Genomic DNA, 23554 nt, shown 5'->3' with positions numbered 1-23554 from the left:
CCGGGCTGAGACGCCCGCGCCGAAACCGCCGGGCTGACGCTGGGGCCGTCCCCGTCATATAACTGTCACCCTATTGTCGTAGAGACCGCCCTGCGCAAAAAATGCGCAGGTCGCCGGTTCGCCCGGCGCGCATCCTCTCAAGAGGTCCCAATGTCGAAATTCCTCCTGGGCGCCGTCCTGGCCGCCACCTTCGTCGGCGCGACCGCGCCGGCCCTCGCCGCCGACATTTCCGGCGCCGGCGCCACCTTCCCCTACCCGATCTACGCCAAATGGGCGGATTCCTATAAGACCCAGACCGGCAACGGCCTGAACTACCAGTCGATCGGCTCGGGCGGCGGCATCAAGCAGATCATCGCCAACACCGTGACCTTCGGCGCCAGCGACAAGCCGCTCAAGGTCGAGGAACTGGAAAAGAACGGCCTGGTCCAGTGGCCGCAGGTGATGGGCGGCATCGTGCCGGTCATCAATGTCGAGGGCGTCGCCTCCGACCAGCTCGTGCTCGACGGCCCCACCCTCGCCAAGATTTTCCTCGGCGAAATCAAGGCCTGGAACGATCCGGCCATCGCCAAGCTGAACCCGAAGCTCAAGCTCTCGGAAGCCCCGATCGCCGTCGTGCATCGTTCGGACGGCTCCGGCACCACCTTCAACTTCACCGACTACCTGGCCAAGGTTTCGGCGGACTGGAAGTCCAAGGTCGGCTCCGACGCCGCCGTGGAATGGCCCGTCGGCCTCGCCGCCAAGGGCAATGAAGGCGTCGCCAACACCGTCGCCAACACCAAGGGCGCGATCGGCTATGTCGAATACGCCTACGCCAAGCAGAACAAGATCCCGTTCGCGGATCTCGTGAACAAGGCCGGCAAAACCGTCGCCCCGGCCATCGCGACCTTCCAGGCCGCCGCCGCCAACGCCGACTGGGTCCACGCCCCCGGCTTTTACCAGATCCTGACCGACCAGCCCGGCGAAAAGTCCTGGCCGATCACCGCCGCCACCTTCATCCTGGTCCACAAGCAGCCGAGCGACGCCGTAGCCGTCGCCGAAGCGGTCAAGTTCTTCGACTGGGCCTTCAAGAGCGGCGCCAAGGAGGCGGAAGCTCTTGACTATATCCCGATGCCCGACAATGTCGTCGGCCTGATCCGCAAGAGCTGGGCGACCGACATCAAGGGCGCCGACGGCAAGCCGGTCTACGCGGCCAAGTAAATCGCGGCCAGGTAAATCGCGGCCAGGTAACGCAACGCCGGGCCGGGGGCGCCGCCTCCGGCCCTTCATTCCCGAGGCGGGTCGGCGCGACGCGCCCCGAAGGAGACAGGTTTCATGACGGAGACGGCAGCGCCCCAACGGGCCAAAGCGTCGTTCGACGCCCGCGCCCTGATCGTCAGTCGCGAGGCGGCGCTCAAACGCTTCGAACTGGGCGATCGGGCCTTCCACACCCTGACCAAATCCTCCGCCATCGCCGTGCTGGTCCTGCTCGGCGGCGTGATTATCTCGCTGATCCACGGCTCTGCCCCGGCGCTGCGGGAATTCGGCTTCGGCTTCCTGACCTCGCAGTCCTGGAACCCGGTGACGGAGAAATTCGGCGCGGGTCCGGCCATCTACGGCACGCTGCTGACCTCGTTCATCGCGCTGCTGATCGCGGCGCCGGTCGGCTTCGGCATCGCGGTCTTCCTCACGGAAATCTGCCCGTTCCAGCTGCGCCGCCCCATTGGCGTGGCGGTGGAGCTTCTGGCCGGCATTCCCTCGATCATCTACGGCATCTGGGGCATGTTCATTCTCGCCCCCGTGCTGCAGGCGACGCTGCAGCCCTGGCTGATCGCCGGCTTCGCCGACGTGCCGCTGCTGAACGACCTGTTCGCCGGCCCGCCCTATGGCATCGGCATTTTCACCGCCTCGATCATCCTCGCCATCATGATCCTGCCGCTGATCGCGTCGATCTCCCGCGACGTGTTCGCCACCGTGCCGACCGTGCTGAAAGAGGCGGCGTTCGGCGTCGGCTGCACGCGCTGGGAAGTCGTGCGGCGCATCGTCATGCCCTATACCGGCGCCGGCCTGATCGGCGGCGTGATGCTGGCGCTGGGCCGCGCGCTCGGCGAAACCATGGCGGTCACTTTCGTCATCGGCAACGCCCACAAGATCCACCCGTCGATCCTTGGGCCGGGCACGACCATTTCGGCGACCATCGCCAATGAATTCACCGAAGCCGACGGAGTGCTCTACACATCCTCGCTGATCGCGCTCGGTCTTGTGCTTTTCATCATCACCTTCGTCGTGCTGGCGGCTTCGCGCCTGATGCTGGCGCGCATCAAGAGACAGGAGGGGCGCTAATGTCGCTCGCCGCCACCCGCAAAGCGCGCAGCGCGCTCGCCATGGGCGCCTGCATCGGCTCCGCCGCGCTCGGACTGCTCGCCCTGGCCCTGATCCTCGGCGCGTTGCTCTGGAACGGGTTCACCAGCCTGAACCTGGCCGTCTTCACCCAGAACACGCCGCCGCCCGGCGCGACCGGCGGGCTGCTCAACGCCATTGTCGGATCTCTGATCATGACCGTGCTCGGCGTGGCCCTCGGCGCGCCGCTCGGCCTGTTCGCCGGCACGTATATGGCGGAATACGGCCGCCACGCGAAGCTCACCATGGTCGTGCGCTTCATCAACGACATTCTGCTGTCGGCGCCCTCGATCGTGATCGGCCTGTTCGTTTACGAGATCACCGTGGTGCGGATCGGGCATTTCTCCGCCATCGCCGGCGCCCTGTCGCTGGCGCTGCTGGTGGTTCCCGTCGTCGTGCGCACCACCGAGGACATGCTCAATCTCGTGCCCGGCGGCCTGCGCGAAGCCTCCATCGCGCTCGGCCTGCCGCGCGCGCTGATCATCCGCCACATCGCCTACAAGGCGGCCCGGTCCGGGCTGATCACGGGCCTGCTGCTGGCGGTGGCGCGCGTCTCCGGCGAAACGGCGCCGCTGCTGTTCACCGCGCTGAACAACCAGTTCTTCAGCGCCAACCTCAACGCGCCCATGGCCAGCCTGCCGGTGGTGATCTTCCAGTTCGCGCTGTCGCCCTACAAGGACTGGCAGAACCTCGCCTGGGCCGGCGCGCTGCTCATCACCACCGCCGTGCTCGCGCTCTCCGTCACGGCGCGCATCCTCGGCGCCCAGAAAACCATGAAGTAAGGCCGTCCCATGAACGAATCCATTCCCCACGACCGGGTTCAGGAAACCGCGCACCCGCTGGCGCCGGAAGGACTCGCCGCCCCCGAGCTGCCCGCCCTCCCCGAAAAAATGTCGGTGCGCGATCTCGACTTCTTCTATGGCGACTCGCGCGCCTTGAAGAAGGTCTGCGTGCCGCTGTTCGACCGCAAGGTCACCGCCTTCATCGGCCCGTCGGGCTGCGGCAAATCCACGTTGCTGCGCGTGCTCAACCGCATGTACGACCTCTATCCCGGCCAGCACGCCGAGGGACAGGTTCTGCTCGACGGCGAGAACGTGCTCGACCCCAAGCTCGACCTCAACGCCCTGCGCGCGCGGGTCGGCATGGTGTTCCAGAAACCCACGCCGTTTCCGATGACCATCTACGAGAACATCGCCTTCGGCGTGCGGCTCTACGAGAAGATCGGCAAGGCCGACATGGACGAGCGCGTCGAAAAAGCGTTGCGCGGCGCCGCCATCTGGGACGAAGTGAAGGACAAGCTCAACGCCTCCGGCCTGTCGCTGTCCGGCGGCCAGCAGCAGCGCCTGTGCATCGCGCGCACCGTGGCGATCCAGCCCGAAGTGATCCTGTTCGACGAGCCCTGCTCGGCGCTCGACCCGATCTCGACCGCCAAGGTCGAAGAGCTGATCGACGAATTGCGCCAGGAGTACACAATCGCCATCGTCACCCACAACATGCAGCAGGCGGTGCGCGTCTCGCAATACACCGCGTTCATGTATCTCGGCGAAATGGTCGAGTTCGGCGAGACCTCGCAAATGTTCCAGGCGCCGAAGGAAAGCCGCACCCAGGACTACATCACCGGCCGTTTCGGCTGAGAGGACCTCATGATCGATCATACCGTCAAGTCTTTCGACGTCGAACTGGAACTGCTCGGCCGCCACATTTCCGAAATGGGCGGCATCGCCGAAAAGATGCTCGCCGACGCCATGGACGCGCTGGCCGGCCTCAACGCCGTGCTGGCGCAGCAGGTGGTCGCCGCCGACGCCCGGCTTGACGCGCTGCAGCGCCTGGTCGAGGAGGAGACCGTCGCCATCATCGCCAAGCGCCAGCCCGTCGCGGTGGATCTGCGCGAGATCATCGGCGCGCTGCGCATTTCCAACGAGCTGGAGCGCGTCGGCGACCTCGCCAAGAATATTTCCAAGCGCGCCGCCAAGATCGCCGGCGAGGGCCGCATTCCCCGCGCCGTGGGCGGCCTCAAGAGCATGCACGATCTCGCGGTGGTGCAGCTCAACGACGTGCTCGACGCCTACGCCCAGCGCGACGCCGACCGCGCCAAGGCGGTGTGGCTGCGCGACGTCGAACTCGACGCGCTCGAAGATTCGGTGTTCCGCGAATTGCTCACCCACATGATGGAAGATCCGCGCAACATCACGTTTTGCACCCATCTTCTGTTCTGCTCGAAGAATCTCGAGCGGGTCGGCGACCACACCACCAATATCGCCGAGACGGTCTATTACATTCGGACCGGAAAGGCCCTGCCCACCGAACGGCCGCGCGGCGTCGCGTCGGCCGTCACGCCGTAGCGCGCGTTCGATGAGCTTCCGTTCGCCGAACACACGCTAGCTTTTTGTTTTGGCGCATATTCTTTTCCGAAAACCGCGCACGCTTTTCGGGAATATGCGCTGGAGCCCGCGGGCGAACCCCGGTTCGCCCGACAGCGCCCGGCATATCCATTTCCGCGAGCCGGCGCCTGCTTCGCTCGAAAACACTTTGAGGACCGACCATGAACGAGACGCGCGCCAACGCCATCACCGCGGCCTCCCCCGGCGGGGCGCCGCGCATTCTGGTGGTCGAGGATGAATCCGCTCTGTCGCTGCTGCTGGGCTACAATCTCGAAGCCGAAGGCTATGTGGTCGAGCGCGTGGAGCGCGGCGACGAGGCGGAATTGCGACTGGAGGAGGCCGCGCCCGACCTCGTCATTCTCGACTGGATGCTGCCCGGCGTGTCCGGCCTGGAGATCTGCCGCCGCCTGCGCGCCCGCGAGGCGACGCGCACCCTGCCGGTGATCATGCTCACGGCGCGCGGCGAGGAGGGAGAGCGCGTGCGCGGCCTCTCGGTCGGCGCCGACGATTACGTGGTCAAGCCGTTCTCGGTGCCGGAGCTGATGGCGCGCGTGCGCGCCCTGCTGCGCCGCGCCCGGCCCGAGCGGGTGGCGACCAAGCTCGCCGCCGGCGACATCGAGCTTGACCGCGAGACCCGCCGCGTGCGCCGCGCCGGCCGCGACATTCATCTGGGGCCGACCGAATTCCGGCTGCTGGAATATCTGATGGAAAAGCCAGGCCGGGTGTTCGCCCGCTCGCAATTGCTCGACAGCGTCTGGGGCTTTTCCGCCGAAATCGACGAGCGCACGGTGGACGTCCATATCGGGCGCCTGCGCAAGGCCCTGGCGCAGCGCGGCGAGGAAGATCCGATCCGCACCGTCCGCGGCGCCGGCTACGCCTTCGACGAGACGTTCGGCCGAGGCTGAACGGCCGGCGCCGCGCCGCGCGGGGAACGGAAGCCGGCCGCCGAAGTTGACCCGGCGTCTCCCATCTGCGGGCCGCCATGCCGACAGCCGTTCTTGCGCCAGATCCTACGCACCCCGGCCCGCCCGGACTCTTTATCCTCGGCGCGCCGCTCGGCCTGCACATGCGCGGGGTTCCGGGCTGGCTCGCCTGGTCGCTGCTTCCTCTGAGGCTGCTGGTCGATTTCAGGAGCCGCCTGACCGTCCATGTCGCCTGGCCCCGGGCGTGGTTAAGCTATGGACGCGGCGCACGGCGCGCGGCGCGGGACTGGTCGGCATGACCGACCGCGAAGCCGACCTCGTCGACGCTGCAGAGAATGGGCGGCCGCCAAGCGCGCTGACCGCAACCGAGGACCGCGACGTCGAGGACCGTTCGGGTCCGCGCACCCCTGTCATCTATCAGGTGGTGCGACGGCTCGGCGAGGAGGAGATGGCGCGGCCGACCTTCTCTCTGTGGTGGTCCGGTTTCGCCGCCGGCCTTTCGATCAGCCTTTCGCCGCTGGCGCAGGCCTTGCTGGCGATGAGCCTGCCCGAAACCTCCTGGGGCCGCCTCGTCTCGGCGCTTGGCTACGCCGTCGGTTTCGAAGTGGTGATCCTGTCGCGGCAGCAACTCTTCACCGAAAACACGATCACGCTGGTTCTGCCGCTGCTGGCGCGTTTTTCGCGCGAAAACCTGCGGCAATTGGCGCGGGTCTGGAGCGTGGTCTTTATCGCCAACATGACCGGCGATTTTCTCGCGGCGCTGTTCTTCAGCGCCGCGCCCGTTCTGTCCGCCGACCTGCATGCGGCGATGCTCGCGCAGAGCGTCGAGGCTGTCGGCGCAGCGTGGCCGACCACGCTCGTCAAGGGCGTCGCCGCCGGCTATCTGATGGCCGCCATGGTGTGGCTGCTGCCCGCCGCGCAATCCACCCAGATCCATATGATCGCCATGATGACCTGGCTGATCGCGGCGGGCGGGTTCGCCCATGTCGTCGCCGGCAGCGTGGAGGCGTTTTTCGTCGTCGTGAACGGCCATTCCACATTCCTCGATGTCGCCGCCACGTTCATTCTCCCCACGCTCGCCGGCAACATCATCGGCGGCACCGCGCTGTTCGCGCTGCTCGCCTACGCCCAGGTCGCACGCGAGATTTAGCGGGCGCGCGCGAGATTTAGCGCCGCGCCCGACGCGACGGAACATCTGGAATCCCCTCGGGGTTCTAGCGCGAGGCGGATGCGAACGCGCCGTCTTTCCCCTAGAGGAGAAAAGCATGCGAGCGCTGGTCTGGCATGGCAAGGAAGACATCCGCTGCGACAGGGTGACGGACCCCGGAATCGAGGACCCGCGCGACGCCATCGTCAAGGTGACCAGTTGCGCGATTTGCGGCTCGGACCTGCACCTGTTCCACAATTTCATTCCGGCCATGTTGCCCGGGGACATCATGGGGCATGAGGCGATGGGCGAGGTCGTCGAGGTCGGCGCCGAGGCCAGGGGCAAACTGAAGGTCGGCGACCGCGTCGTCGTGCCCTTCACCATTTTCTGCGGTCAATGCGAACAGTGCCAACGCGGCAATTTCTCGCTGTGCCAGCGCAGCAACCGCAACAAGCGCCTCGCCGACAAAGTGTTCGGCCACGGAACCGCCGGCCTGTTCGGCTACACGCATCTCACCGGCGGCTATCCCGGCGGCCAGGCCGAATTTTTGCGCGTGCCCTTCGCCGATGCGACGCACATCAAAGTCCCCGACGGCGTGCCCGACGAATCCCTGCTGTTTCTCAGCGACATCTTCCCCACCGGCTGGCAGGCCGCCGTGCAATGCGACATCGAGCCGACCGACATTGTGGCGGTCTGGGGCTGCGGCCCGGTCGGCCAGATGGCGATCCGCAGCGCCCTGCTGCTTGGCGCTGAACAGGTGATCGCCATCGACCGCCTGCCGGAGCGGCTGGAAATGGCCGAGGCCGCCGGCGCGATCGCCATCGACTTTTCCAGGGAAAGCGTGATCGAGCGCCTGAACGAACTGACCGGCGGCGACGGCCCCGACAAATGCATCGACTGCGTCGGCATGGAATCCCACGTCATGCCGTCGCAGCCCGACACGCTCTACGACCGGGGCAAGCAGATGCTTGGCGTCGAGACCGACCGCCCGCACGCCCTGCGCGAGATCATCTATGTCTGCCGCGGCGGCGGCGTGATCTCGATTCCCGGCGTCTACGCCGGTTTCGACGACAAGATTCCGCTGGGCCAATTGATGAACAAGGGGATCACCGTTCGCACCGGCCAGACCCATGTCAACCGCTGGACCGACGATCTGCTGCGCTACATCGAGGAAGGCCTGATCGACCCCGCCTTCGTGGTGACCCACACGGTCCCGCTCGCGGATGGGCCGGAGATGTACAAGGTGTTCCGCGACAAGCAGGACGGCTGCGTCAAGGTGGTCCTGAAACCCTGAAGCTTTTCGAGCGGGAGACGCACCATGACTTTCATCGCCAATGTCGCCCGCAATGCCGGCGATCCGAAAATTCTCGACGCCGGCCAAAGCTCGCTGGGCGCCGTGGACCGGCTCGCCAAGGCGCTGGGCTGGTTCAGCATCGCGCTCGGGCTGACCGAACTTTTCGCCGCGCGCCGCCTTTCGCGCGTCCTTGGCCTGAACGGGCACGGGCTGGTGCGCCTCTATGGCGTGCGCGAGCTGGCGGCCGGCGTCGCCACGCTGTCGGTCGACAAGCAGGCGGGGCTGTGGAGCCGGGTGGGCGGCGACGCGCTCGACATCGCCACGCTGATGGCGGCGCGCGGCCGCGACAATCCCCGGCGCGACACGGTTGGTCTGGCGCTGGCGCTTGTGCTGGGCGTGACCGTGCTGGATGTCGCCGCCACGCAGGTCCTCGCCGCCCGCGCCAATCGCAAACGCAGGGATCCGCGCCCGTCCTATCGCGACCGGTCCGGTTTTCCACGCGGCCTTCGGGCGGCGCGCGACGGCGTCAGCGACGTCCGCTCGCCAAAGCGGGGCGGCGCCGATCCCGTGACGACAGCCGCGCAGTAAGTCGCGCCCGATCCCGCCAACCTCGCGCAATCTTGGGCGCGCATGATCCGGCGATCTCTCGAAACGAGGAGCCGCATGCCGCCATCCGCAGCCCCGCAGGCCGGCGATTCCGCATCCGCCCTGCGCACGTGCGAGTCGGCGTTGCGCGACAATGCGCTCACGCCCGAACACTGGCTCGGGCGGGCGGGCGCCTGTCTGCAAAGCGGCGATTTTCGCGGCGGCGCGGCGGCCGCCGCCGAAGCCGCATCGCTCGCGCCGCACAGCGTCCTCGCGCGCAAAATCCTGGGCGCCGCCTGCGCCGGCCTGGGCGATCCCGGCGCCGCGCTGAACCATTACGCGGCGGCGGTCGCGTTGGATGGCCGCGACAAGGAGGCGCACAATGGCGTCGCCGCCGCGCTGAACGATTTGCGCGAATTCGCCCGCGCCCTCGCCGCCAGCGAAATCACCCTCAGTCTGTGGCCGGATTTCGCGCCGGCCCACTACAATCGCGGCGTCGCGCTGGCGGCTCTGGGCCGGCCGGAGGACGCGATCGCCAGCTATCGGCAGGCCCTCGCGCAAAACCCCGGTTTCGTCGAGGCCCTGAACAATTGCGCCGTGCTTCTCGCCAGGGCGCAACGCAGCGGCGAGGCGATCAAACTGCTCGACCGCGCGGTCGAACGCGCCCCCGATTACGCCCCAGCGCACGCCAACAGGGGCCGCGCCCTGGCCGATCTGGGCCGCGACGCCGAGGCGCTCGCGAGTTGCGAACGCGCCCTGGCGCTCAATCCGAACGACGCCGAAAGCGGGCTGACGCGGGCGCATCTGCTGCTGGCGGCGGGGGAGGTCCGCGAGGGCCTGGCGGCGCTCGAATGGCGCCGCCGCCTCCCGGCCTGGACGGAGCGGCGTTTCGCTTTCCCGGAATGGCGCGGCGGCCAAGCCTCCGGCGCGAAAATCCTGGTCTGGGCGGAACAGGGGCTGGGCGACACGCTGCATTTTTCGCGCTACGCCAGCCTGCTGGCGGCGCGCGGCGCGGCGGTGACATTGGCCGTGCAAAATCCGTTGCGCTGGTTGCTGGCGAAGCTCCCAGGCGTGCGCGTGATCGGGCTGGATCAGGCGTCGCAGGAAGCGCACGACGCCCACGCGCCGCTGATGAGCCTGCCGCGCCGCCTGGGACTCAACGCGGCCGATTTGTTCGTGGAGCCGGCGCGCCTCGACATCGGCGACGCCCCTCTCGCCCGTTGGCGCGCGAAACTGCAGCCCGATCTTTTTCACATCGGCGTCGCCTGGCAAGGCAATCCGAGCGGCGACGTCGATCGCGGCCGCTCCTTCCCGCTCGCCGCGCTGGCCCCGCTCAGCCGCCTCCCCGGCGTCAAACTGTGGTCGCTGCAGAAGAACGCGGGTGCGGAGCAAATGCGCGACATCGCCGGCCTGTTCGCGGTGGAAGACCCGGGGCCGGTTTTCGACGCTGGCCCGGATGCGTTCATCGACACCGCCGCGCTGATGGCCTCGCTCGATCTCGTCGTCACCTGCGACACGGCGTTGGCGCATCTTGCCGGAAGCCTGCGGCGTCCGGTCTGGATCGCGTTGCAGGTCGCCTCGGAATGGCGCTGGCTGCGGGACCGCGACGACAGTCCGTTCTACCCGACGGCGCGCCTGTTCCGGCAATCCCGGCCAGGCGACTGGCCCGAACTGTTCCGCCGCATGGAGGTCGCGCTGGGCGAGCGACGCTTTATTTGAATGTGAAGCTCTTGTCGGCCATCAGCGCCCAAATCCGTCCGAAAGACCTCGATCCCGCGTCGATCTCGTCATCAAGCCGGCCGAGCAGGCCGTCGCACTCGTCCTGTCGGGCGTCGGACCAGATCATCCGGCGAAACGCCATCCACACCGCATCGGTTTTCCTGCGGTCGTGCGCCTGAATGCTGGACGTCAAACTGTCGTCCGAAATCGAGGTGACAAAGGGAAATATCACGGCGGCGCTGATTTCGCCGGCATGAATCAGCTGCCTCAAGGCGATATCGTAGGGCGCATCGAATGTGGCGAACCGCGACAGGCGGTCCAGCAGCTTATGGGCCGATTTTTTCCTGACCACATAGGACGACGCCGCGAAGAAACTGGGAATCCCCTTCAGGTCCATCAGCACGAACGGGCTTTGGCTTGGAAGGTTCTGCTTGATCTTGACCAGCCTGAACTGAGTCTCGACGTCGGGAATGCCGACCTCCGTGAAAATGACATCGGCTTCGAAAGCGTCCGGCCCGCTCAGGATCGAGTCCAGCACCGCGAAGGTCGACGCCCCGAACAACGCGTCATCCTCGGTGATCAGGGCGTCCGAAGCCCCTTTCGCGGCGTTCAGGATCGCCTCCCTGTGGCTCAGGAAACACGCTTTTTCCGCCGGACTGAGACAGCCGCCAATCTCGTTCTCGATGACATCTTGCGACGTGATTGCGGGAAGGCGGATGAGCCGCCAGTTTTCGGTGCGGAACCGATTGAACTTTTCTTCCAGCCGGCGCCGCCTGCCGGTTTCCCTGTCGAGATTGATAAAAAAACAGTCCATCGCCCGTTCTGTTTTTTCGACGGCGGTCGCGGCGCCAAAACTTGCCTACCTGCCTTGTCTGCTTGCCTCATCAAGCTTGCCCAGAACTGGCGGCTCTCGACATTGCGTGCCCGATCAGCGAACCGAGGCCTGGCCTTCCGTCATCGTATAGGTCCAGGGCAGGTCGGCGTTCTTCCAGCCGTTGACCTCGCGGCGGCCGTTGCGGCTCATGTCGCCCTCAAACCCATCCACCACCGAATAGACCTTGCCGTAGCCGGCCGCCTGCAGAAGATCTGCGGCGCGGGCGGAGCGTTCTCCGGAGCGGCACATCACAATGATCGGATCGCCCTTGCCGATGTTCATGCGCGCCGCCAAAGCCGAGACGTCGGCGACGAAATCGGGATTCAGCGACATGGCGTAGCGGCCGCTTCGGGCGTCCCAGCGCGGCGGCGAATCGAGTTCGATGAGAGGGATGTTCCGATCCACCAGCGCGGACGCGCCGACAAACTGAAACTCGCCGCGGGTGCGGACGTCGATGAACAACACCTTGGCGCCGCCCTCCGACTTCATCTTGAACGCTTCCGGCGCCGACAGATAGAGGCCGAGCCCGGTTTGCTTGGATTGCGGCAGCCGGGACACATCCACCGGCTGGTAAGGCCCCGCCAGGACCGGCGTCGCCAGCAAGGCCAGGATCAGGCCGAACGCTTTGCAGTTCATGGCTTCGTCTCCGACGCCACGCGGCGTCCGTTCCGGCCGCGCCGGCGGCGCCGCCTTCGTTTCAGGCGCCGAGAATACCTCCGTCAAATCGCATATTTCAATATACAAATATTCCATATTTGGGGCGCGGGGCTGGCCGCGAACACGCCCGATCCCCATATGTCGCTCGCAGCCGCGCCCAAGGAGTTTTCATGTCGAACCGCCGCTTCGAGAGCAAACCCCTGGCCGTGCCGAGCTCCCGCCTGTCGCGGCTGTCGCGGCTCGGCGGCCTCGCCTCCGCCATCGCGGGCAATGTCGCGGCCGATGCGGCGCGAAAGTTTGCGCGCGGCGAGCGTCCGCGGCTGGAGGATCTACTGCTGACGCCCGCCAATGCGCGCAAGCTGGCCGACGAGCTGGCGCGGATGCGCGGCGCGGCGATGAAGGTGGGGCAGCTGATTTCGATGGACGCCGGCGACATGCTGCCGCCGGAGCTTGCCGAGATTCTCTCGCGCCTGCGCGCCGAGGCGCATCACATGCCCTGGGTGCAGTTGCGCCGGGTTTTGACCGCCGCCTGGGGCGCCGACTGGCGGCAGCAATTCGCGGATTTCGACACCCATCCGATCGCCGCCGCCTCCATCGGCCAGGTTCACCGGGCGCGGACCCACGACGGCCGCGACCTCGCCATCAAGGTGCAATATCCTGGCGTGCGCGCCAGCATCGATTCCGACGTCGACAATGTCGCCACGCTGATCCGCATCGCCGGACTGGTCCCCAAGAGCGTGGACATCGCGCCCATGCTCGCCGAGGCCAAGCGCCAGCTGCATGAAGAGGCGGACTATGAGTGCGAGGGCCGGCGCCTCGCCGAATTCGGCGCGCTGCTCGCCGACCGGCCGGAGTTTCGCGCGCCCGCGCTGCACCCGGATCTGACGCAGAAGAACGTGCTGGCGATGGACTATGTCGAGTCCAGCCCGATCGACGATCTCGTTTCGGCGCCGCAGGCCGAGCGCGACCGGGTGATGACGCTGCTGATCGGCTTGCTGTTCCGCGAACTGTTCGAGTTCCGCCTGATGCAGACCGATCCGAATTTCGCCAATTACCGCTATGCGCCCGAAACCGGCCAGATCGTTCTGCTCGATTTCGGCGCCACCCGCGCCTTCCCCGAAGATTTCGTCGCGCTTTATCGCCGCCTGCTCGGCGCCGGCATGGCGCGCGACCGCGACGGCCTGCGCGACGCCGCGCGGCAAATCGGCTTTCTGGCGCCCGACGCGCCCGCCGGGCTGGAGCGCGCCATGCTCGACCTGTTCGACCTGTCGATCGAACCGCTGCGGCAGGATGCGCCATTCGACTTCGGCGCGTCGGACCTCGCGTTGCGGCTGCGCGATGGCGGCATGGCGCTGGCGGCGCATCGCGACGCGTTCGTCATTCCGCCGATGGACACATTGTTCCTGCAACGCAAATTCGGCGGCATCTACCTGCTGGCCACGCGTCTGCAGGCGCGCGTCGCGCTGCGCGAGCTGATCGCGCTGCATCTGTGAGCGGGAGAGCGCCATGACCGCCGAAGCTTTTTGGGACGGAATCGCCGCGCGTTACGCCGCCCGTCCCATCAAGGACGTCGCCGCCTACGAGGCCATGCTCGCCGCCGCGGCCAGCCGGTTGCGGCCGACCGACCATGTGCTGGAAATCGGCTGCGGCACCGGCTCGACGGCCATTCGGCTGGCGCCCCATGCCGGCGCCTGGATCGCGACCGATTTTTCGGACGCAATGCTGCGGATCGCCCGAGCCAAGCCCGCGCCGGACACTCTGCGCTTTGTGCGCGCGGACGCCGAACACGCCTTTGACGACGGCCCGTTCGACGTCGTCTGCGCCTTCCAGATCCTGCATCTGGTGGACGACCTGCCCGGCCTGCTCGCCCAAATTCACGCGCATCTGAAACCCGGCGGCCTGCTGATCGCCAAGACGTGGTGCTTCGCCGACATGGGGCTTCATCTTCGCGCGCTGTTCGCGATTTTGCGCGCAATCAAAATGTTTCCGCCCGCGCGCGCGCTGACCAAAACGGCGCTGCGACAGGCCCTCGGCGACGCCGGTTTCGCGATCGTGGAGGAGCGCGTGTTCGGCGCGAACCCGCACGGCCCCTATATGGTCGCCCGCAAAGCCGGCTGACTCTTGCGCGCGACGATGACGCCGCCGTCGAGCGCGATCACCTGATCCATCGCGGCCATTTCGGCCGGGCGATGGGTCGCGATCAACAGCGTGCGGCCCTCGGCGCGCTTCAGGATGGCGGCGAGAACCCGCCGCGCCGTTTCCGCGTCGAGCCCCTCCGTCGGCTCGTCGAGAAACAGCACCGGCGCGGCGCTCAACAGCACGCGGGCGAGACCCAGGCGCTTGGCCTGGCCGCCCGAAAGTTTTTCACCGGCGACGCCGACCGGCGCCTCCAGGCCGAGCGGCAGCGCGCGAATGGTCTCCTCCAGCCCGACCGCCGCCAGCGCCGCCCACAGTTCCGCGTCCGTCGCGTCGGATCGCGCGAGACGCAGATTGTCCGCGACGCTCGCGGTGAACAGATGCGGGTTTTGCCGCGCCACGACAATGCGGGCGTGAAGGGCGCGGCGCGAAAGCTTCCTCAGCGCGACGCCGCCGAGGCGGATCTCGCCGAGGCTCGGATCGCGAAAGCGCAGCAGCAGATCCGCGAGGCTCGACTTTCCCGCGCCGCTCGGCCCGACGAAGGCGATGCGCGCGCCCTCCGCAATGTCGCAGTCGATCTGACTCAGCGCGGGACGTGCGGCGCCGGGATAGGTCAGCGACACCCCGCGCAGGCGAAGATCGAATTTTTCGGGGGGAGACGCCGCTTCGTCTGGCTCGGCGACGACGGGCTTGCGGTCGATCAGCGCAAACACCCGGTCGGCGGAGGCCAGCACGCCATAGAAGCCGCCGAACGCGCCCGCCAGCGGTGCAAAAGCTTCAAGCGCGGCCAGCGCCGCCAGCGCGCCCATGACCAGATCCGAGCTCTTGAGCGCGCCGGCCTGCGCCAGCGGCGCGCCCAGCGCGAGAATCGCGAGAGCGGCGAACTCTCCGGTCGCGCCGACGCGGGCCTGGCCGAGGGCGCCGATGCGCGCGACCCTGGATTCGGCCGCGAGCAGATCGGCCATGTCGCGCCGCAACCCCGCGAAACGCCTGACGTCGTCGCCGGTCGTCAGCAGCGGCGCGAGTCCCTCGATCGCTTCCGTCAGGCGCGCGCGCAGCCGCGCCGCCGCCGCCGAAGCCGCGCGGGCGGGCGCGCGCCCGAAAAATGCGGCCAACGCCGGCGCCGCCACGCCCGCGAGCACAAAAATCGCCGCCGCCGCCGCAGCCAGCGCGCCGCTCCAGCGCGCCAGCGCGGCGACCAGAATCGCGCCGGCGAGACCGGCGACGAGCAATGGCGAGACCATGCGCAGGAACACATGTTCGAGCCGGTCGATATCGCCGCGCAGCCGCTCCAGAATGTCGCCGGACCGCAAGTCCGCCAGCGCGCCCGGCGCCAACGGCTCAAGGCGCGCGAACAGATGGGCGCGCAACCCGCCGATGAGGCGAAACGTCGCCTCGTGACTGATCAGGCGGTCGAGATAGCGGCCGCCGCTGCGCAGGATCGCCAGCGCCCGGATCAGCGCCGCCGGGGTGAAATAGTCGATGGAGACGCCAGCAAGGCCCGCCGCCGCCATGGCCGTGATGAACCAGCCTGCGACGGCGATCAGGCCGACATTGGCCAGCAGGCTCGCCAGTGACACCAGCAACGACGCGCCGATCCACAGCGCGTAAGGGCGATAGAGCGCCAGCAGCCGCAACAGGCTTCTCATGTCGCCGTCTCTTCCATCCGGGCGAGGTCGGGCGCGACCATGCGGGCGTAGAACCCGTCCGCCGCCAGCAGCGCGTCATGGGTTCCGGTCTCGACGACGCGTCCGCGATCAAGCACGATCAAGCGGTCGGCGCGGCGCGCGGCGGCGAGCCGGTGCGCGATGATGAGCGCGGTGCGGCCGGCGCACAGGCGCGCGAGGCTGTCGGCGAGATCGCGCTCGGTCTCGGCATCGAGATGCGCGGTGGGTTCGTCGAGCAGGACCAGCGGACCCGGCCGATAGAAGGCGCGCGCCAAAGCCAGCCGCTGCGCCTCGCCGCCCGACAGGCCTGCCCCGCCCTCGCCGATGTGGGCGCCGTCCGGCAAAATTTTCGCGCGCGCTTGCGCGAGCGCCGTTCCGACGCTGGCGGCGATATCCGCGTCTGCGTCGCGGCCCATGGCGACATTTTCGATCACGTCGCCGTCGAAGAAATAGGGGCGCTGCGGCATATGGGCGATCCGGCGGCGCCAGTCCCTTGGGTCGAACGCGGCGAGCGGATCGCCGTTGACGAGAATGCGGCCGCTGTCCGGCTCGATGAAGCGCAAAAGCAGCGCAAACAGAGTGCTCTTGCCGGCGCCGCTCGGCCCGGCCAGCGCGACGGTCTCGCCCGCCGCAATGTCGAACGACACGTCATCGAGCGCGGGCGGCCCATCGTCATAGGCGAAGCGCACATGCTCGAAACGCAGCGAAATGGCGTCCATGGGCGCGGCGAGCGGCGCCGCCGGGATTTCGGGCGCCGTCTCGCTCAATAGCGCGACGATTTTTTCCGCCGCCGCCTGCGCTTCCATTTTGGCGTGACGCTCGGCGCCGAGCGCGCGGGTCGGCGCGTAAAATTCCGGCGCGAGCAGCAGCGCGAACAGGCCGGTTTGGAAATCGAGCTGGCCCCACAGCAGGCGGAAGCCGACCAGCACCGCCACCAGCGCGATTGCGACCGCCGTGAAGAACTCCAGCACCAGCGAGGTGAGGAAAGCAATGCGCAACACCGCCATCGCATCCTTGCGATAGGCTTCGGCCATGCGCGCGACCCGCGCGATTTCGCGCCGCGAGGCGTTGAAGATTTTCAGATCGGGCAGACCCTGCACAGCGTCGAGCAGATGACCGCCCAGCCGCAGCAGACGCGCCCATTGGCGCTGGCTCGCCTGCTCGGCGCCGCGACCGGCCAGCACCAGAAACAGCAGCGCCACCGGCGCGCCCACCGCGAAGGCCAGCGCGGCGCGCCAATCGGCGAAGGCGACGCACAGCAGCACGAGAAGGGGCAGCGTCGCGCTGGCGGCGCGCGCGGGAAAATAGCGCCGCCAATAGGGATCGGTGGCGGCGACCGCGTCGGTGAGCAGCGCCACCAGTTCGCCGGTGGGACGGGCGGCCAGGCGCACCGGCCCCAACGCCCGCACATGGTCGAGCAATTGGCGGAACAAGGCTGTCCGCGCCCGCACGGACGCAAAAAATCCGGCGCGCTCCGCCGCATAGGACAGCAGCGCGCGCAAAACGACCAAGCCCGCCAGCGCGGCGAGCGTGGGCGTGAGCGCCGCGAAATCGGCGCCGCCGAACGCCGCCCGGGCGAGCGCGTCGGACAGCAGCCAGGCGAAGGGGATGGCGACGGCGCCGCGCGCCACGCCCGCGCCCATGGCGAGGCGCAGCGCGGCGCCCGCCTGCGCCCGCGTCGCTTGCAACAGCGAGTCGGAGTCGGTCATGCGACGCGCCCGGACGCGCAGGAGGCGGCGCGTCCGGGCGCGCGAAATGGATCAGTTGGACGACTGCGCGCTTGATCCATTTCGATCCAGGTTGTCCTGAAATTCAAACCACATCACATTGATGACCCCGATGGCGGCGGCCGCCGTCACGCCGAGAATCCAGGCGAAATACCACATGACGAAACCTCCCGTTCAATAGGCCGAATGCGACTGCGCCTCGATTTCTTTGGCGGTCACGCGGCCCCACATATTGGCGTAGCACCAGATCGTGTAGCCGAGCACGATCGGCAGAAAGATCGCCGTCGCGATCAGCATCACCGTCAGCGTGAGATGGCTCGACGGCGCGTCCCAGATGGTGAGGCTGGATCGCGGATCGAGGCTCGACGGCATGATGAACGGGAACATCGACAGGCCGGCGGAGCCGATGACCCCGACCATGCCCAGAGCGCTGGCGACAAAACCCCAGCCGGGGCGGCGCGCGAAGGCGAGCGTCGCCGCGACCAGCGGGCCGAGCACGCCGGCGACAGGCGCCGCAGCGGCGGCGGGAACGGCGGCGTAAATGTCGAACCACGCGTGAGTGGCGCGAACCACCTCCTTGGCTAGCGGATTCGGCAGGGCGTCATGGGCGGGCGCCGAGATCACGCGATAGCCGTCGACGCCGAACCACAGCCACACGCCGGCGCCGAGGAACAGCAGCGCCACAGCCGGGGCCAGCGCCATCACGGTTTTGCGCGCCCGCGACGCCACGGGATCGTCGGCGCGCAATTGCAGCCACAGACCGCCGTGAACCGTGAACATGCCCAGGCTGATCGCGCCCGCCAGCCGCGCGAACGGATTCAGCAGCGGCAGCAGCGCCGTCAGCAGGCTGCCCTGATAATGCGGGCGCAGCATGTCGTCGAGATGGAACGGCACGCCCTGCAGCAGGTTGCCGAACGCGACGCCGAAAATCAGCGCGGGGACCGCGCCGCCGACAAACAGCCCCCAGTCCCACGCCGAGCGCCAGACGTCGTTGTCGATCTTGGAGCGGTAGTCGAAGCCGACCGGGCGGAAGAACAGGGCGAACAGCACCAGCAGCATCGCCATGTAGAAGCCGGAGAAAGCGGCGGCGTAAACGGCGGGCCAGGCGGCGAAAATCGCGCCGCCGGCGGTGATCAGCCAGACCTGGTTGCCGTCCCAATGCGGGCCGACCGTGTTGATCGCGATGCGGCGCTCGGCGTCGGCGCGCGCCACGAAGGGCAGCAGGACGCCGACGCCCATATCCATGCCGTCGGCGATGGCGAAGCCCATCAGCAGCGCGCCGACGAGAATCCACCAGATAAATTTCAAGGTCGCATAGTCCAGGAAGTCGAACATGGCGGGGTCCTCAATCGGCGTAGAGCGCGTGCTTGGTCTCGAAGTGATAGCGCCCGAGGCCGAGTGAACTCGGGCCGAGCCGCGCATATTTCTGCATGAGGAAAATTTCGATCACGAGCAGCAGCGTGTAGAAGGTCAGGAAGCACGCGAGCGAGAAGACGAGATCGGCGCGGGTGAGGCTCGACGTCGCCAGGAAGGTCGGCAGCACCTCGCCGATGGCCCAGGGCTGGCGGCCGAATTCCGCCACGAGCCAGCCGGTCTCGCAAGCGATCCATGGCGCGGGGATGGCGAGAACGGCGAGCCACAACATCCAGCGGTTCTGCTCCAGCCTCTTGGCCGCATTGAGCCAGAAGCCCGCGGCGAACACGAACAGCATCACAAACCCCATGCCCACCATGACGCGGAACGCCCAGAACAGCGGCCAGACCGTGGGAATGGTGGTCTTGACCGCCGCCTTCACCTGCTCGTCGCTCGCCTGCGCGGGATTGTCGGTGAATTGTTTCAGCAACAGGCCGTAGCCGATGTCCTTGGCGTGGGCGTCGAACAGCGCCTTGGTTTCCGGCGAGGCGTCGCCGCCGCGGATTTTCATCAGCCCGTCATAGGCGAGCATCCCCGAGCGTATCCGCTGCTCGTGCTTGACCATCAGGTCGCGCAGGCCCTCCACCGGCTTGTCGAGCGAGCGGGTCGCGATCAGCCCCATCATCCAGGGGATCTGGATTTTGGCTTCCGTCTCCTGCTTCTCCTGCGAGGGCAGCCCGAACAGGGTGAAGGCGGCGGGCGCGGGTTCGGTGTGCCATTCCGCCTCGATGGCGGCGAGCTTCACCTTCTGCACGTCGCCGAGCGTGTAGCCGCTCTCATCGCCGAGCACGATCACCGACAGGCAGGAGGCCAAGCCGAATCCGACGGCGACCGCGAAGGAGCGGCGCATGAACGGCAGGTCGCGGCCCTTCAGAATATGCCAGGCGGAAACGCCCAGCACGAACATCGAGCCGGTGACATAGCCGGCCGCCACCGTATGCACGAATTTGACCTGCGCCACCGGGTTGAAGAACACCTGCGAAAAACTCTGCATCTCCATGCGCATGGTCTGCGGCGAGAACACCGCGCCCACGGGATTCTGCATCCAGCCGTTGGCGACGAGAATCCAAAGCGCCGAAAGATTGGAGCCAAGCGCGGTGAAGAAGGTCACGGCGAGATGCTTGCGCTTCGACAGCTTCTCCCAGCCGAGGAAGAACAGGCCGATGAAGGTCGATTCGAGGAAAAACGCCATCAGGCCCTCGATGGCGAGCGGCGCGCCGAACACATCGCCGACATAATGCGAGTAATAGGACCAGTTGGTGCCGAACTCGAACTCCATCGTCAGGCCGGTGGTGACGCCGAGGGCGAAATTGATGCCGAACAGCTTGCCCCAGAACCGGGTCATGTCCTTGTAGATCTCCTTGCCGGTCATGACATAGACCGTCTCCATGATGACAAGGAGCCAGGACAGGCCGAGCGTCAGGGGAACGAAAAGGAAGTGGTAAAGCGCGGTGGCGGCGAACTGCCAGCGGGACAATTCTACGAAATCTGGATCGATCATGGCCAAAACGCCTTCTCGGATGCGCGACCGCCCGGAAATCTTTGCGCGGCCACCGAACATATATGCGGTTTATAAGATACTTAAGACATTCGCAATATAGGATGTTTTTCCGCTGGATCCACCCGGCGCGCCATGGTGGCCGCCGGCTCATCGCGCGGAGGGACTCTGGCGCGGTTTTCCCGCGCCGGACGTCAAGACGGATCTGTTGGCGGAGGCGCCCATGCGATTGAACGCGGCGACCAATGGCGCATTGCGCATTCTGATGCTCTGTCGCGAAGACAGGCCGCTGACCATGCCCGAAATGATGCGCCAACTCGGGCTGACCGAAGCCTTGGTGATCAAGACCTGCAACGAACTCATGCAGGCCGGAATGCTTGTGGGACAGCGCGGCCGCGGCGGCGGCTACCGGTTGAACCGACCGGCGTCCAGCATCGGCGCGCTCGACATCATCGACCTGTTCGAGGCGAAGCAAAACCTGTTTCCCTGTCGCGTGGGCGAAAGCGGCGAATGCCGCATCCTCTCCGTTTGCAAACTGCGCCGCGCCTGCGAAAAGGCCCATGCGGCGTTTCGCGGCGAATTGGAGACGTTAACCGTGGCCGACCTCGCGCTGGACGCCGACGTCTGAACCTCAGGCCGGAAGCTCGTGGCGCCGGCGCGCGGGCGCGGCCAACCCTAGAGCCTGCAGGACGTCGTCGCCATTGCCGGCGACTTCGTCCAGCGTGATGGCGTCCAGCGTATCGAGGAAGGCGGCGACGGCGCGCTGCAACGCCGGACGCAGCCGGCAGCGGGCGGTCAGCGGACAGGCGTTGGTCTCCGCGCGAAAACATTCGGTGAGGTCGAAACCTTCCTCCGTCCGGCGAATGATCTCGCCGATGGAGATCGCATGGGCGGGGCGCGCCAGCCGGAACCCTCCGCCATGGCCACGCACGGTCTCGACATAGCCCCACACGCCCAACTGATGGACGCATTTGACCAGATGCGGTTTCGAGATGGCGAAAGCCTCCGCCAGTTCCCCGATGGTCGTCAGAGCGGGAAAGCGGATGGCGGCGATCATCAACGCGCGGATCGTGTAGTTGCTGTAGCTGGTCAGTTTCACGTTGGCGGCTCGGCTGAGCGGGTCCGCCTATCCTAGCGCGCCCGACGCCGCCAGACCAATGGCGCGATGACGCATCGGCTTGCTCGATCGCCAAGAGCGCCATCAAGTGCACTCGCCTTCACGATCATCGGTGAAAATCTTCGGACGGCAATCGAAATGATGATTAAAATTCTGATTGTTTCCTGCGACGCGAGCAAAGGCGGCGCGTCCGGCCCGATGCGCCCAATGGCGACCGAAAATATTCCGCGCTTGATGAGCTCCGCAACACGAGAATTTTGCCGGTTGCAAAAGGCGGCCGGCGGCAACAAACTCCGTTGCGTTGACGCTTGGTTCCGATCCTCTCGGATCAACGGGCTTCATCATTGCGCCGCAGGTTCATTCGTGCATTCCCTTTCGGCACATTGTTTTTTGGTTCCGCCCGACCCTTTCGACTGCGTCGAGAGCGTTCGCGGCGGAGAAGTTCGGCTTCTGGTCGGACTGGATGCCGATCAGTTGCGAGACGGGGGCGCTGGCCGCCGCGTCAAGCGGCCCTTGCTTTTCATCGAACTCGCGGACGCCGCCTCCGCCGAAGCCCTGATCGAACGGGCGATTTCCGGCCTGGCGCTCACCGTCGCCCAACTTTGGCCCTTTCTCTGGGACGGCGAAGATTTTTCCGACTTGCGCGCCGACGCGCTCGGCCGCCTCTCCCTCCCGATCAGGCTGCGCGCGCTGAAACGCAGGGGAATCCCGCTTTCGCCGGTCTGGGCGCGCGCCGCGATTTCGGAACTCATCCAGGACCGTTCGCCACGGGTGAGGCGCGCCAGTCCGGATGTCGAATTCACGCAGCTTTGCAACGCCATCTCTCCGAACGGGCTGGCGCTGGCCACATCGCTCGACGCCGCGGCGGCGCCGGAAGCCTTCGTCCGGGCCGTCGAATGGATGGCGACGACAGCGGGGGCGGCGGTGATGGTCCTGAGCCGCGACCTTCCACCGGCCTCCCCGCCCTATGAGCGCATTCTGTTCGGCGCGCGCGTCTTTGCGAAGCCGGCAGGACTTCGTCAACCAGTTGCAGATGGCGCTGTTCACATTCATCCGAAATCATCCGAGCGAGACGCCGCGCCTCTACGCCCTCGATGAAGCCCAAAACTTCGCGCCATCCCAAGGCTCGACGGCGTGCAAGGCGAGCGCGATGGCGCTTGCCGCGCAGGCGCGAAAATTCGGTCTGGGGATGATCTTCGCGACGCAGGCGCCGAAAGGCATCGAAACGAAAATCGTTTCGAACTGCACAACGCATTTCTATGGGCGCATGAGCTCCCCTGCCTTGATAGACGCCACCGAGGAGATGATGCGCGCGCGCGGGAAAGCGGCCGGCGATCTCGGAAAACTTTCCGCCGGACTGTTCTATTACGCGACCGAGGCCATGAGCGCGCCCATCAAGATCCGCACGCCGCTCTGTCTCAGCCACCATCCGCAAAATCCCGCTTCGCCCGAGGATATTCTCGCCCTCACAAAACGATGAGCCTTCGTCGACGCTTGGCTTCGACGCTGTTGCGCTTCACATCGACGCCCATGGAAAGATCCTCATGACGTCCCGCCAGCCGCAAACGGTTCAAGGGCGGCTCGCCGGCCCGCCGGTCCGGGCGCTGACCCGGACCTATGACAACGGAACCGTCATCCTCCCCCATTGTCACGAACGCGGGCAGGTGATGATCGTCGCCGACAAGGATGACGTGACTCCCCACGGATTTGGCCTTGGCCGCATACAACCGCGCGACGGAGCCGAAACGCTTACGGATTATCGCGGGCGGCCACTTCGCCCCATATCTGGCCCAGTTCGAAGCAGCTTCGTCCACCGCTCTCGCCTGGTTCACGGCTTATCTCACGCCCACCTCCCGCGACGCTCGCCTTCTGCGCGCGCAGTAGGTTTGGGGGATGGGGACGCGAAGAAGCCCCGTCGTTTTGTGGCGGGGCTTCTTCAGTAATTTTGGTTGCGGGGACAGGATTTGAACCTGTGACCTTCAGGTTATGAGCCTGACGAGCTACCGGGCTGCTCCACCCCGCGTTATATTTGAGTGCTGA

General features: G+C 66.8%; 24 protein-coding genes and 1 tRNA gene. 15 read left to right on the top strand and 10 right to left on the bottom strand.

Annotated elements, in window-relative coordinates:
* The first annotated feature begins 150 nt into the window (after positions 1-150).
* From pstS to CFB24_RS17705, 10 genes are all read left to right on the top strand, one after another.
* Positions 151-1197, top strand: coding sequence for a phosphate ABC transporter substrate-binding protein PstS (pstS, locus tag CFB24_RS17750; protein WP_088521980.1), 1047 nt, complete (start codon positions 151-153; stop codon positions 1195-1197).
* Between the two features lie 114 nt (positions 1198-1311).
* Positions 1312-2319, top strand: coding sequence for a phosphate ABC transporter permease subunit PstC (gene pstC / locus CFB24_RS17745; protein WP_088521979.1), 1008 nt, complete (start codon positions 1312-1314; stop codon positions 2317-2319).
* The gene (gene pstA / locus CFB24_RS17740) at positions 2319-3158 is read left to right on the top strand and encodes a phosphate ABC transporter permease PstA (RefSeq protein ID WP_088521978.1); all 840 of its coding nucleotides are present in this window, start codon (positions 2319-2321) and stop codon (positions 3156-3158) included. The genes pstC and pstA overlap by 1 nt, the downstream gene beginning before the upstream one ends.
* 108 nt (positions 3159-3266) lie before the next feature.
* Complete coding sequence (gene pstB, locus CFB24_RS17735) at positions 3267-4010, top strand: phosphate ABC transporter ATP-binding protein PstB (protein ID WP_244593249.1); 744 nt, start codon at positions 3267-3269, stop codon at positions 4008-4010.
* Positions 4011-4019: 9 nt separating this feature from the next.
* Positions 4020-4718: a phosphate signaling complex protein PhoU gene (phoU, locus tag CFB24_RS17730; protein ID WP_088521976.1), complete on the top strand. Its 699-nt coding sequence runs from the start codon at positions 4020-4022 to the stop codon at positions 4716-4718.
* 200 nt (positions 4719-4918) lie between these two features.
* Entirely contained in the window at positions 4919-5662 is a 744-nt protein-coding gene (phoB, locus tag CFB24_RS17725; RefSeq protein ID WP_088521975.1) for a phosphate regulon transcriptional regulator PhoB, read from the top strand.
* Between the two features lie 262 nt (positions 5663-5924).
* Positions 5925-6830, top strand: coding sequence for a formate/nitrite transporter family protein (locus CFB24_RS17720; RefSeq protein ID WP_206605478.1), 906 nt, complete (start codon positions 5925-5927; stop codon positions 6828-6830).
* A 115-nt stretch (positions 6831-6945) separates the two neighbouring features.
* Positions 6946-8121, top strand: a complete 1176-nt coding sequence (locus CFB24_RS17715) for a zinc-dependent alcohol dehydrogenase (RefSeq protein WP_088521974.1) — start codon at positions 6946-6948, stop codon at positions 8119-8121.
* A 24-nt stretch (positions 8122-8145) separates the two neighbouring features.
* Positions 8146-8709: a hypothetical protein gene (locus CFB24_RS17710; protein WP_088521973.1), complete on the top strand. Its 564-nt coding sequence runs from the start codon at positions 8146-8148 to the stop codon at positions 8707-8709.
* A 75-nt stretch (positions 8710-8784) separates the two neighbouring features.
* Complete coding sequence (locus CFB24_RS17705) at positions 8785-10425, top strand: tetratricopeptide repeat protein (protein ID WP_158255257.1); 1641 nt, start codon at positions 8785-8787, stop codon at positions 10423-10425.
* On the opposite strand, the gene CFB24_RS17700 is transcribed toward CFB24_RS17705, so the two are convergent.
* A complete protein-coding gene (locus CFB24_RS17700; RefSeq protein WP_088521971.1) occupies positions 10418-11239 on the bottom strand; it encodes a glycosyltransferase family 25 protein in 822 nt (273 codons plus the stop codon). The genes CFB24_RS17705 and CFB24_RS17700 overlap by 8 nt on opposite strands.
* Positions 11240-11353: 114 nt before the next feature.
* The gene (locus tag CFB24_RS17695) at positions 11354-11935 is read right to left on the bottom strand and encodes a rhodanese-like domain-containing protein (protein WP_088522047.1); all 582 of its coding nucleotides are present in this window, start codon (positions 11933-11935) and stop codon (positions 11354-11356) included.
* Between the two features lie 191 nt (positions 11936-12126).
* Here CFB24_RS17695 and CFB24_RS17690 point away from each other — a divergent pair, with 191 nt between their 5' ends.
* Both CFB24_RS17690 and CFB24_RS17685 read left to right on the top strand, forming a co-directional pair.
* The gene (locus CFB24_RS17690) at positions 12127-13449 is read left to right on the top strand and encodes an ABC1 kinase family protein (protein ID WP_088521970.1); all 1323 of its coding nucleotides are present in this window, start codon (positions 12127-12129) and stop codon (positions 13447-13449) included.
* Positions 13450-13462: 13 nt separating this feature from the next.
* Positions 13463-14074, top strand: a complete 612-nt coding sequence (locus CFB24_RS17685) for a class I SAM-dependent methyltransferase (RefSeq protein WP_088521969.1) — start codon at positions 13463-13465, stop codon at positions 14072-14074.
* Here the strand turns inward: CFB24_RS17685 and cydC are convergent.
* Genes cydC through CFB24_RS17660 form a run of 5 tightly spaced genes read right to left on the bottom strand, consistent with a single transcriptional unit; the run spans position 14047 to position 20400 of the window.
* On the bottom strand, positions 14047-15741 hold the full coding sequence (cydC, locus tag CFB24_RS17680) for a thiol reductant ABC exporter subunit CydC (RefSeq protein WP_088521968.1): 1695 nt from the start codon (positions 15739-15741) through the stop codon (positions 14047-14049). The two genes, CFB24_RS17685 and cydC, sit on opposite strands and share 28 nt — an antisense overlap.
* Positions 15738-17468, bottom strand: a complete 1731-nt coding sequence (cydD, locus tag CFB24_RS17675; protein WP_088521967.1) for a thiol reductant ABC exporter subunit CydD — start codon at positions 17466-17468, stop codon at positions 15738-15740. Before cydD ends, cydC begins: the two co-directional genes overlap by 4 nt.
* A gap of 51 nt (positions 17469-17519) precedes the next feature.
* On the bottom strand, positions 17520-17645 hold the full coding sequence (cydX, locus tag CFB24_RS17670; RefSeq protein ID WP_088521966.1) for a cytochrome bd-I oxidase subunit CydX: 126 nt from the start codon (positions 17643-17645) through the stop codon (positions 17520-17522).
* Positions 17646-17660: 15 nt separating this feature from the next.
* A complete protein-coding gene (cydB, locus tag CFB24_RS17665) occupies positions 17661-18821 on the bottom strand; it encodes a cytochrome d ubiquinol oxidase subunit II (protein ID WP_088521965.1) in 1161 nt (386 codons plus the stop codon).
* Between the two features lie 10 nt (positions 18822-18831).
* Positions 18832-20400: a cytochrome ubiquinol oxidase subunit I gene (locus tag CFB24_RS17660; protein WP_088522046.1), complete on the bottom strand. Its 1569-nt coding sequence runs from the start codon at positions 20398-20400 to the stop codon at positions 18832-18834.
* A 220-nt stretch (positions 20401-20620) separates the two neighbouring features.
* On the opposite strand from CFB24_RS17660, the gene CFB24_RS17655 reads away from it, so the two are divergent.
* Entirely contained in the window at positions 20621-21025 is a 405-nt protein-coding gene (locus tag CFB24_RS17655) for an Rrf2 family transcriptional regulator (protein ID WP_141098487.1), read from the top strand.
* A gap of 3 nt (positions 21026-21028) precedes the next feature.
* Here the strand turns inward: CFB24_RS17655 and CFB24_RS17650 are convergent, their stop codons facing one another.
* Positions 21029-21496, bottom strand: coding sequence for an RrF2 family transcriptional regulator (locus tag CFB24_RS17650; RefSeq protein WP_088521963.1), 468 nt, complete (start codon positions 21494-21496; stop codon positions 21029-21031).
* Positions 21497-21562: 66 nt separating this feature from the next.
* Between CFB24_RS17650 and CFB24_RS17645 the strand changes: the two genes are divergently transcribed.
* Complete coding sequence (locus tag CFB24_RS17645) at positions 21563-22612, top strand: hypothetical protein (RefSeq protein WP_141098486.1); 1050 nt, start codon at positions 21563-21565, stop codon at positions 22610-22612.
* A gap of 52 nt (positions 22613-22664) precedes the next feature.
* Entirely contained in the window at positions 22665-22994 is a 330-nt protein-coding gene (locus CFB24_RS17640) for an ATP-binding protein (RefSeq protein ID WP_141098485.1), read from the top strand.
* Here CFB24_RS17640 and CFB24_RS22650 read toward each other — a convergent pair.
* Entirely contained in the window at positions 22981-23328 is a 348-nt protein-coding gene (locus CFB24_RS22650; RefSeq protein WP_141098484.1) for a hypothetical protein, read from the bottom strand. The two genes, CFB24_RS17640 and CFB24_RS22650, sit on opposite strands and share 14 nt — an antisense overlap.
* 132 nt (positions 23329-23460) lie before the next feature.
* Positions 23461-23537, bottom strand: a tRNA-Met gene (locus CFB24_RS17635).
* Between the last annotated feature and the right edge of the window lie 17 nt (positions 23538-23554).

Origin of the sequence: Rhodoblastus acidophilus (assembly GCF_900187365.1) — a bacterium.
In the GTDB taxonomy this organism is placed as follows: domain Bacteria; phylum Pseudomonadota; class Alphaproteobacteria; order Rhizobiales; family Beijerinckiaceae; genus Rhodoblastus; species Rhodoblastus acidophilus.
The sequence above is the reverse complement of the archived record's forward strand: the minus strand, read 5'-3'. Positions and strand labels throughout refer to the sequence as shown.

Excerpts from the sequence above, each read along its gene's own strand:
- pstS (WP_088521980.1), top strand. The coding sequence starts at position 151 with ATGTCGAAATTCCTCCTGGGCGCCGTCCTGGCCGCCACCTTCGTCGGC.
- pstC (WP_088521979.1), top strand. The coding sequence starts at position 1,312 with ATGACGGAGACGGCAGCGCCCCAACGGGCCAAAGCGTCGTTCGACGCC.
- pstA (WP_088521978.1), top strand. The coding sequence starts at position 2,319 with ATGTCGCTCGCCGCCACCCGCAAAGCGCGCAGCGCGCTCGCCATGGGC.
- pstB (WP_244593249.1), top strand. The coding sequence starts at position 3,267 with ATGTCGGTGCGCGATCTCGACTTCTTCTATGGCGACTCGCGCGCCTTG.
- phoU (WP_088521976.1), top strand. The coding sequence starts at position 4,020 with ATGATCGATCATACCGTCAAGTCTTTCGACGTCGAACTGGAACTGCTC.
- phoB (WP_088521975.1), top strand. The coding sequence starts at position 4,919 with ATGAACGAGACGCGCGCCAACGCCATCACCGCGGCCTCCCCCGGCGGG.
- CFB24_RS17715 (WP_088521974.1), top strand. The coding sequence starts at position 6,946 with ATGCGAGCGCTGGTCTGGCATGGCAAGGAAGACATCCGCTGCGACAGG.
- CFB24_RS17710 (WP_088521973.1), top strand. The coding sequence starts at position 8,146 with ATGACTTTCATCGCCAATGTCGCCCGCAATGCCGGCGATCCGAAAATT.
- CFB24_RS17705 (WP_158255257.1), top strand. The coding sequence starts at position 8,785 with ATGCCGCCATCCGCAGCCCCGCAGGCCGGCGATTCCGCATCCGCCCTG.
- CFB24_RS17700 (WP_088521971.1), bottom strand. The coding sequence starts at position 11,239 with ATGGACTGTTTTTTTATCAATCTCGACAGGGAAACCGGCAGGCGGCGC.
- CFB24_RS17695 (WP_088522047.1), bottom strand. The coding sequence starts at position 11,935 with ATGAACTGCAAAGCGTTCGGCCTGATCCTGGCCTTGCTGGCGACGCCG.
- CFB24_RS17690 (WP_088521970.1), top strand. The coding sequence starts at position 12,127 with ATGTCGAACCGCCGCTTCGAGAGCAAACCCCTGGCCGTGCCGAGCTCC.
- CFB24_RS17685 (WP_088521969.1), top strand. The coding sequence starts at position 13,463 with ATGACCGCCGAAGCTTTTTGGGACGGAATCGCCGCGCGTTACGCCGCC.
- cydC (WP_088521968.1), bottom strand. The coding sequence starts at position 15,741 with ATGAGAAGCCTGTTGCGGCTGCTGGCGCTCTATCGCCCTTACGCGCTG.
- cydD (WP_088521967.1), bottom strand. The coding sequence starts at position 17,468 with ATGACCGACTCCGACTCGCTGTTGCAAGCGACGCGGGCGCAGGCGGGC.
- cydX (WP_088521966.1), bottom strand. The coding sequence starts at position 17,645 with ATGTGGTATTTCGCCTGGATTCTCGGCGTGACGGCGGCCGCCGCCATC.
- cydB (WP_088521965.1), bottom strand. The coding sequence starts at position 18,821 with ATGTTCGACTTCCTGGACTATGCGACCTTGAAATTTATCTGGTGGATT.
- CFB24_RS17660 (WP_088522046.1), bottom strand. The coding sequence starts at position 20,400 with ATGATCGATCCAGATTTCGTAGAATTGTCCCGCTGGCAGTTCGCCGCC.
- CFB24_RS17655 (WP_141098487.1), top strand. The coding sequence starts at position 20,621 with ATGCGATTGAACGCGGCGACCAATGGCGCATTGCGCATTCTGATGCTC.
- CFB24_RS17645 (WP_141098486.1), top strand. The coding sequence starts at position 21,563 with ATGACGCATCGGCTTGCTCGATCGCCAAGAGCGCCATCAAGTGCACTC.
- CFB24_RS17640 (WP_141098485.1), top strand. The coding sequence starts at position 22,665 with ATGGCGCTTGCCGCGCAGGCGCGAAAATTCGGTCTGGGGATGATCTTC.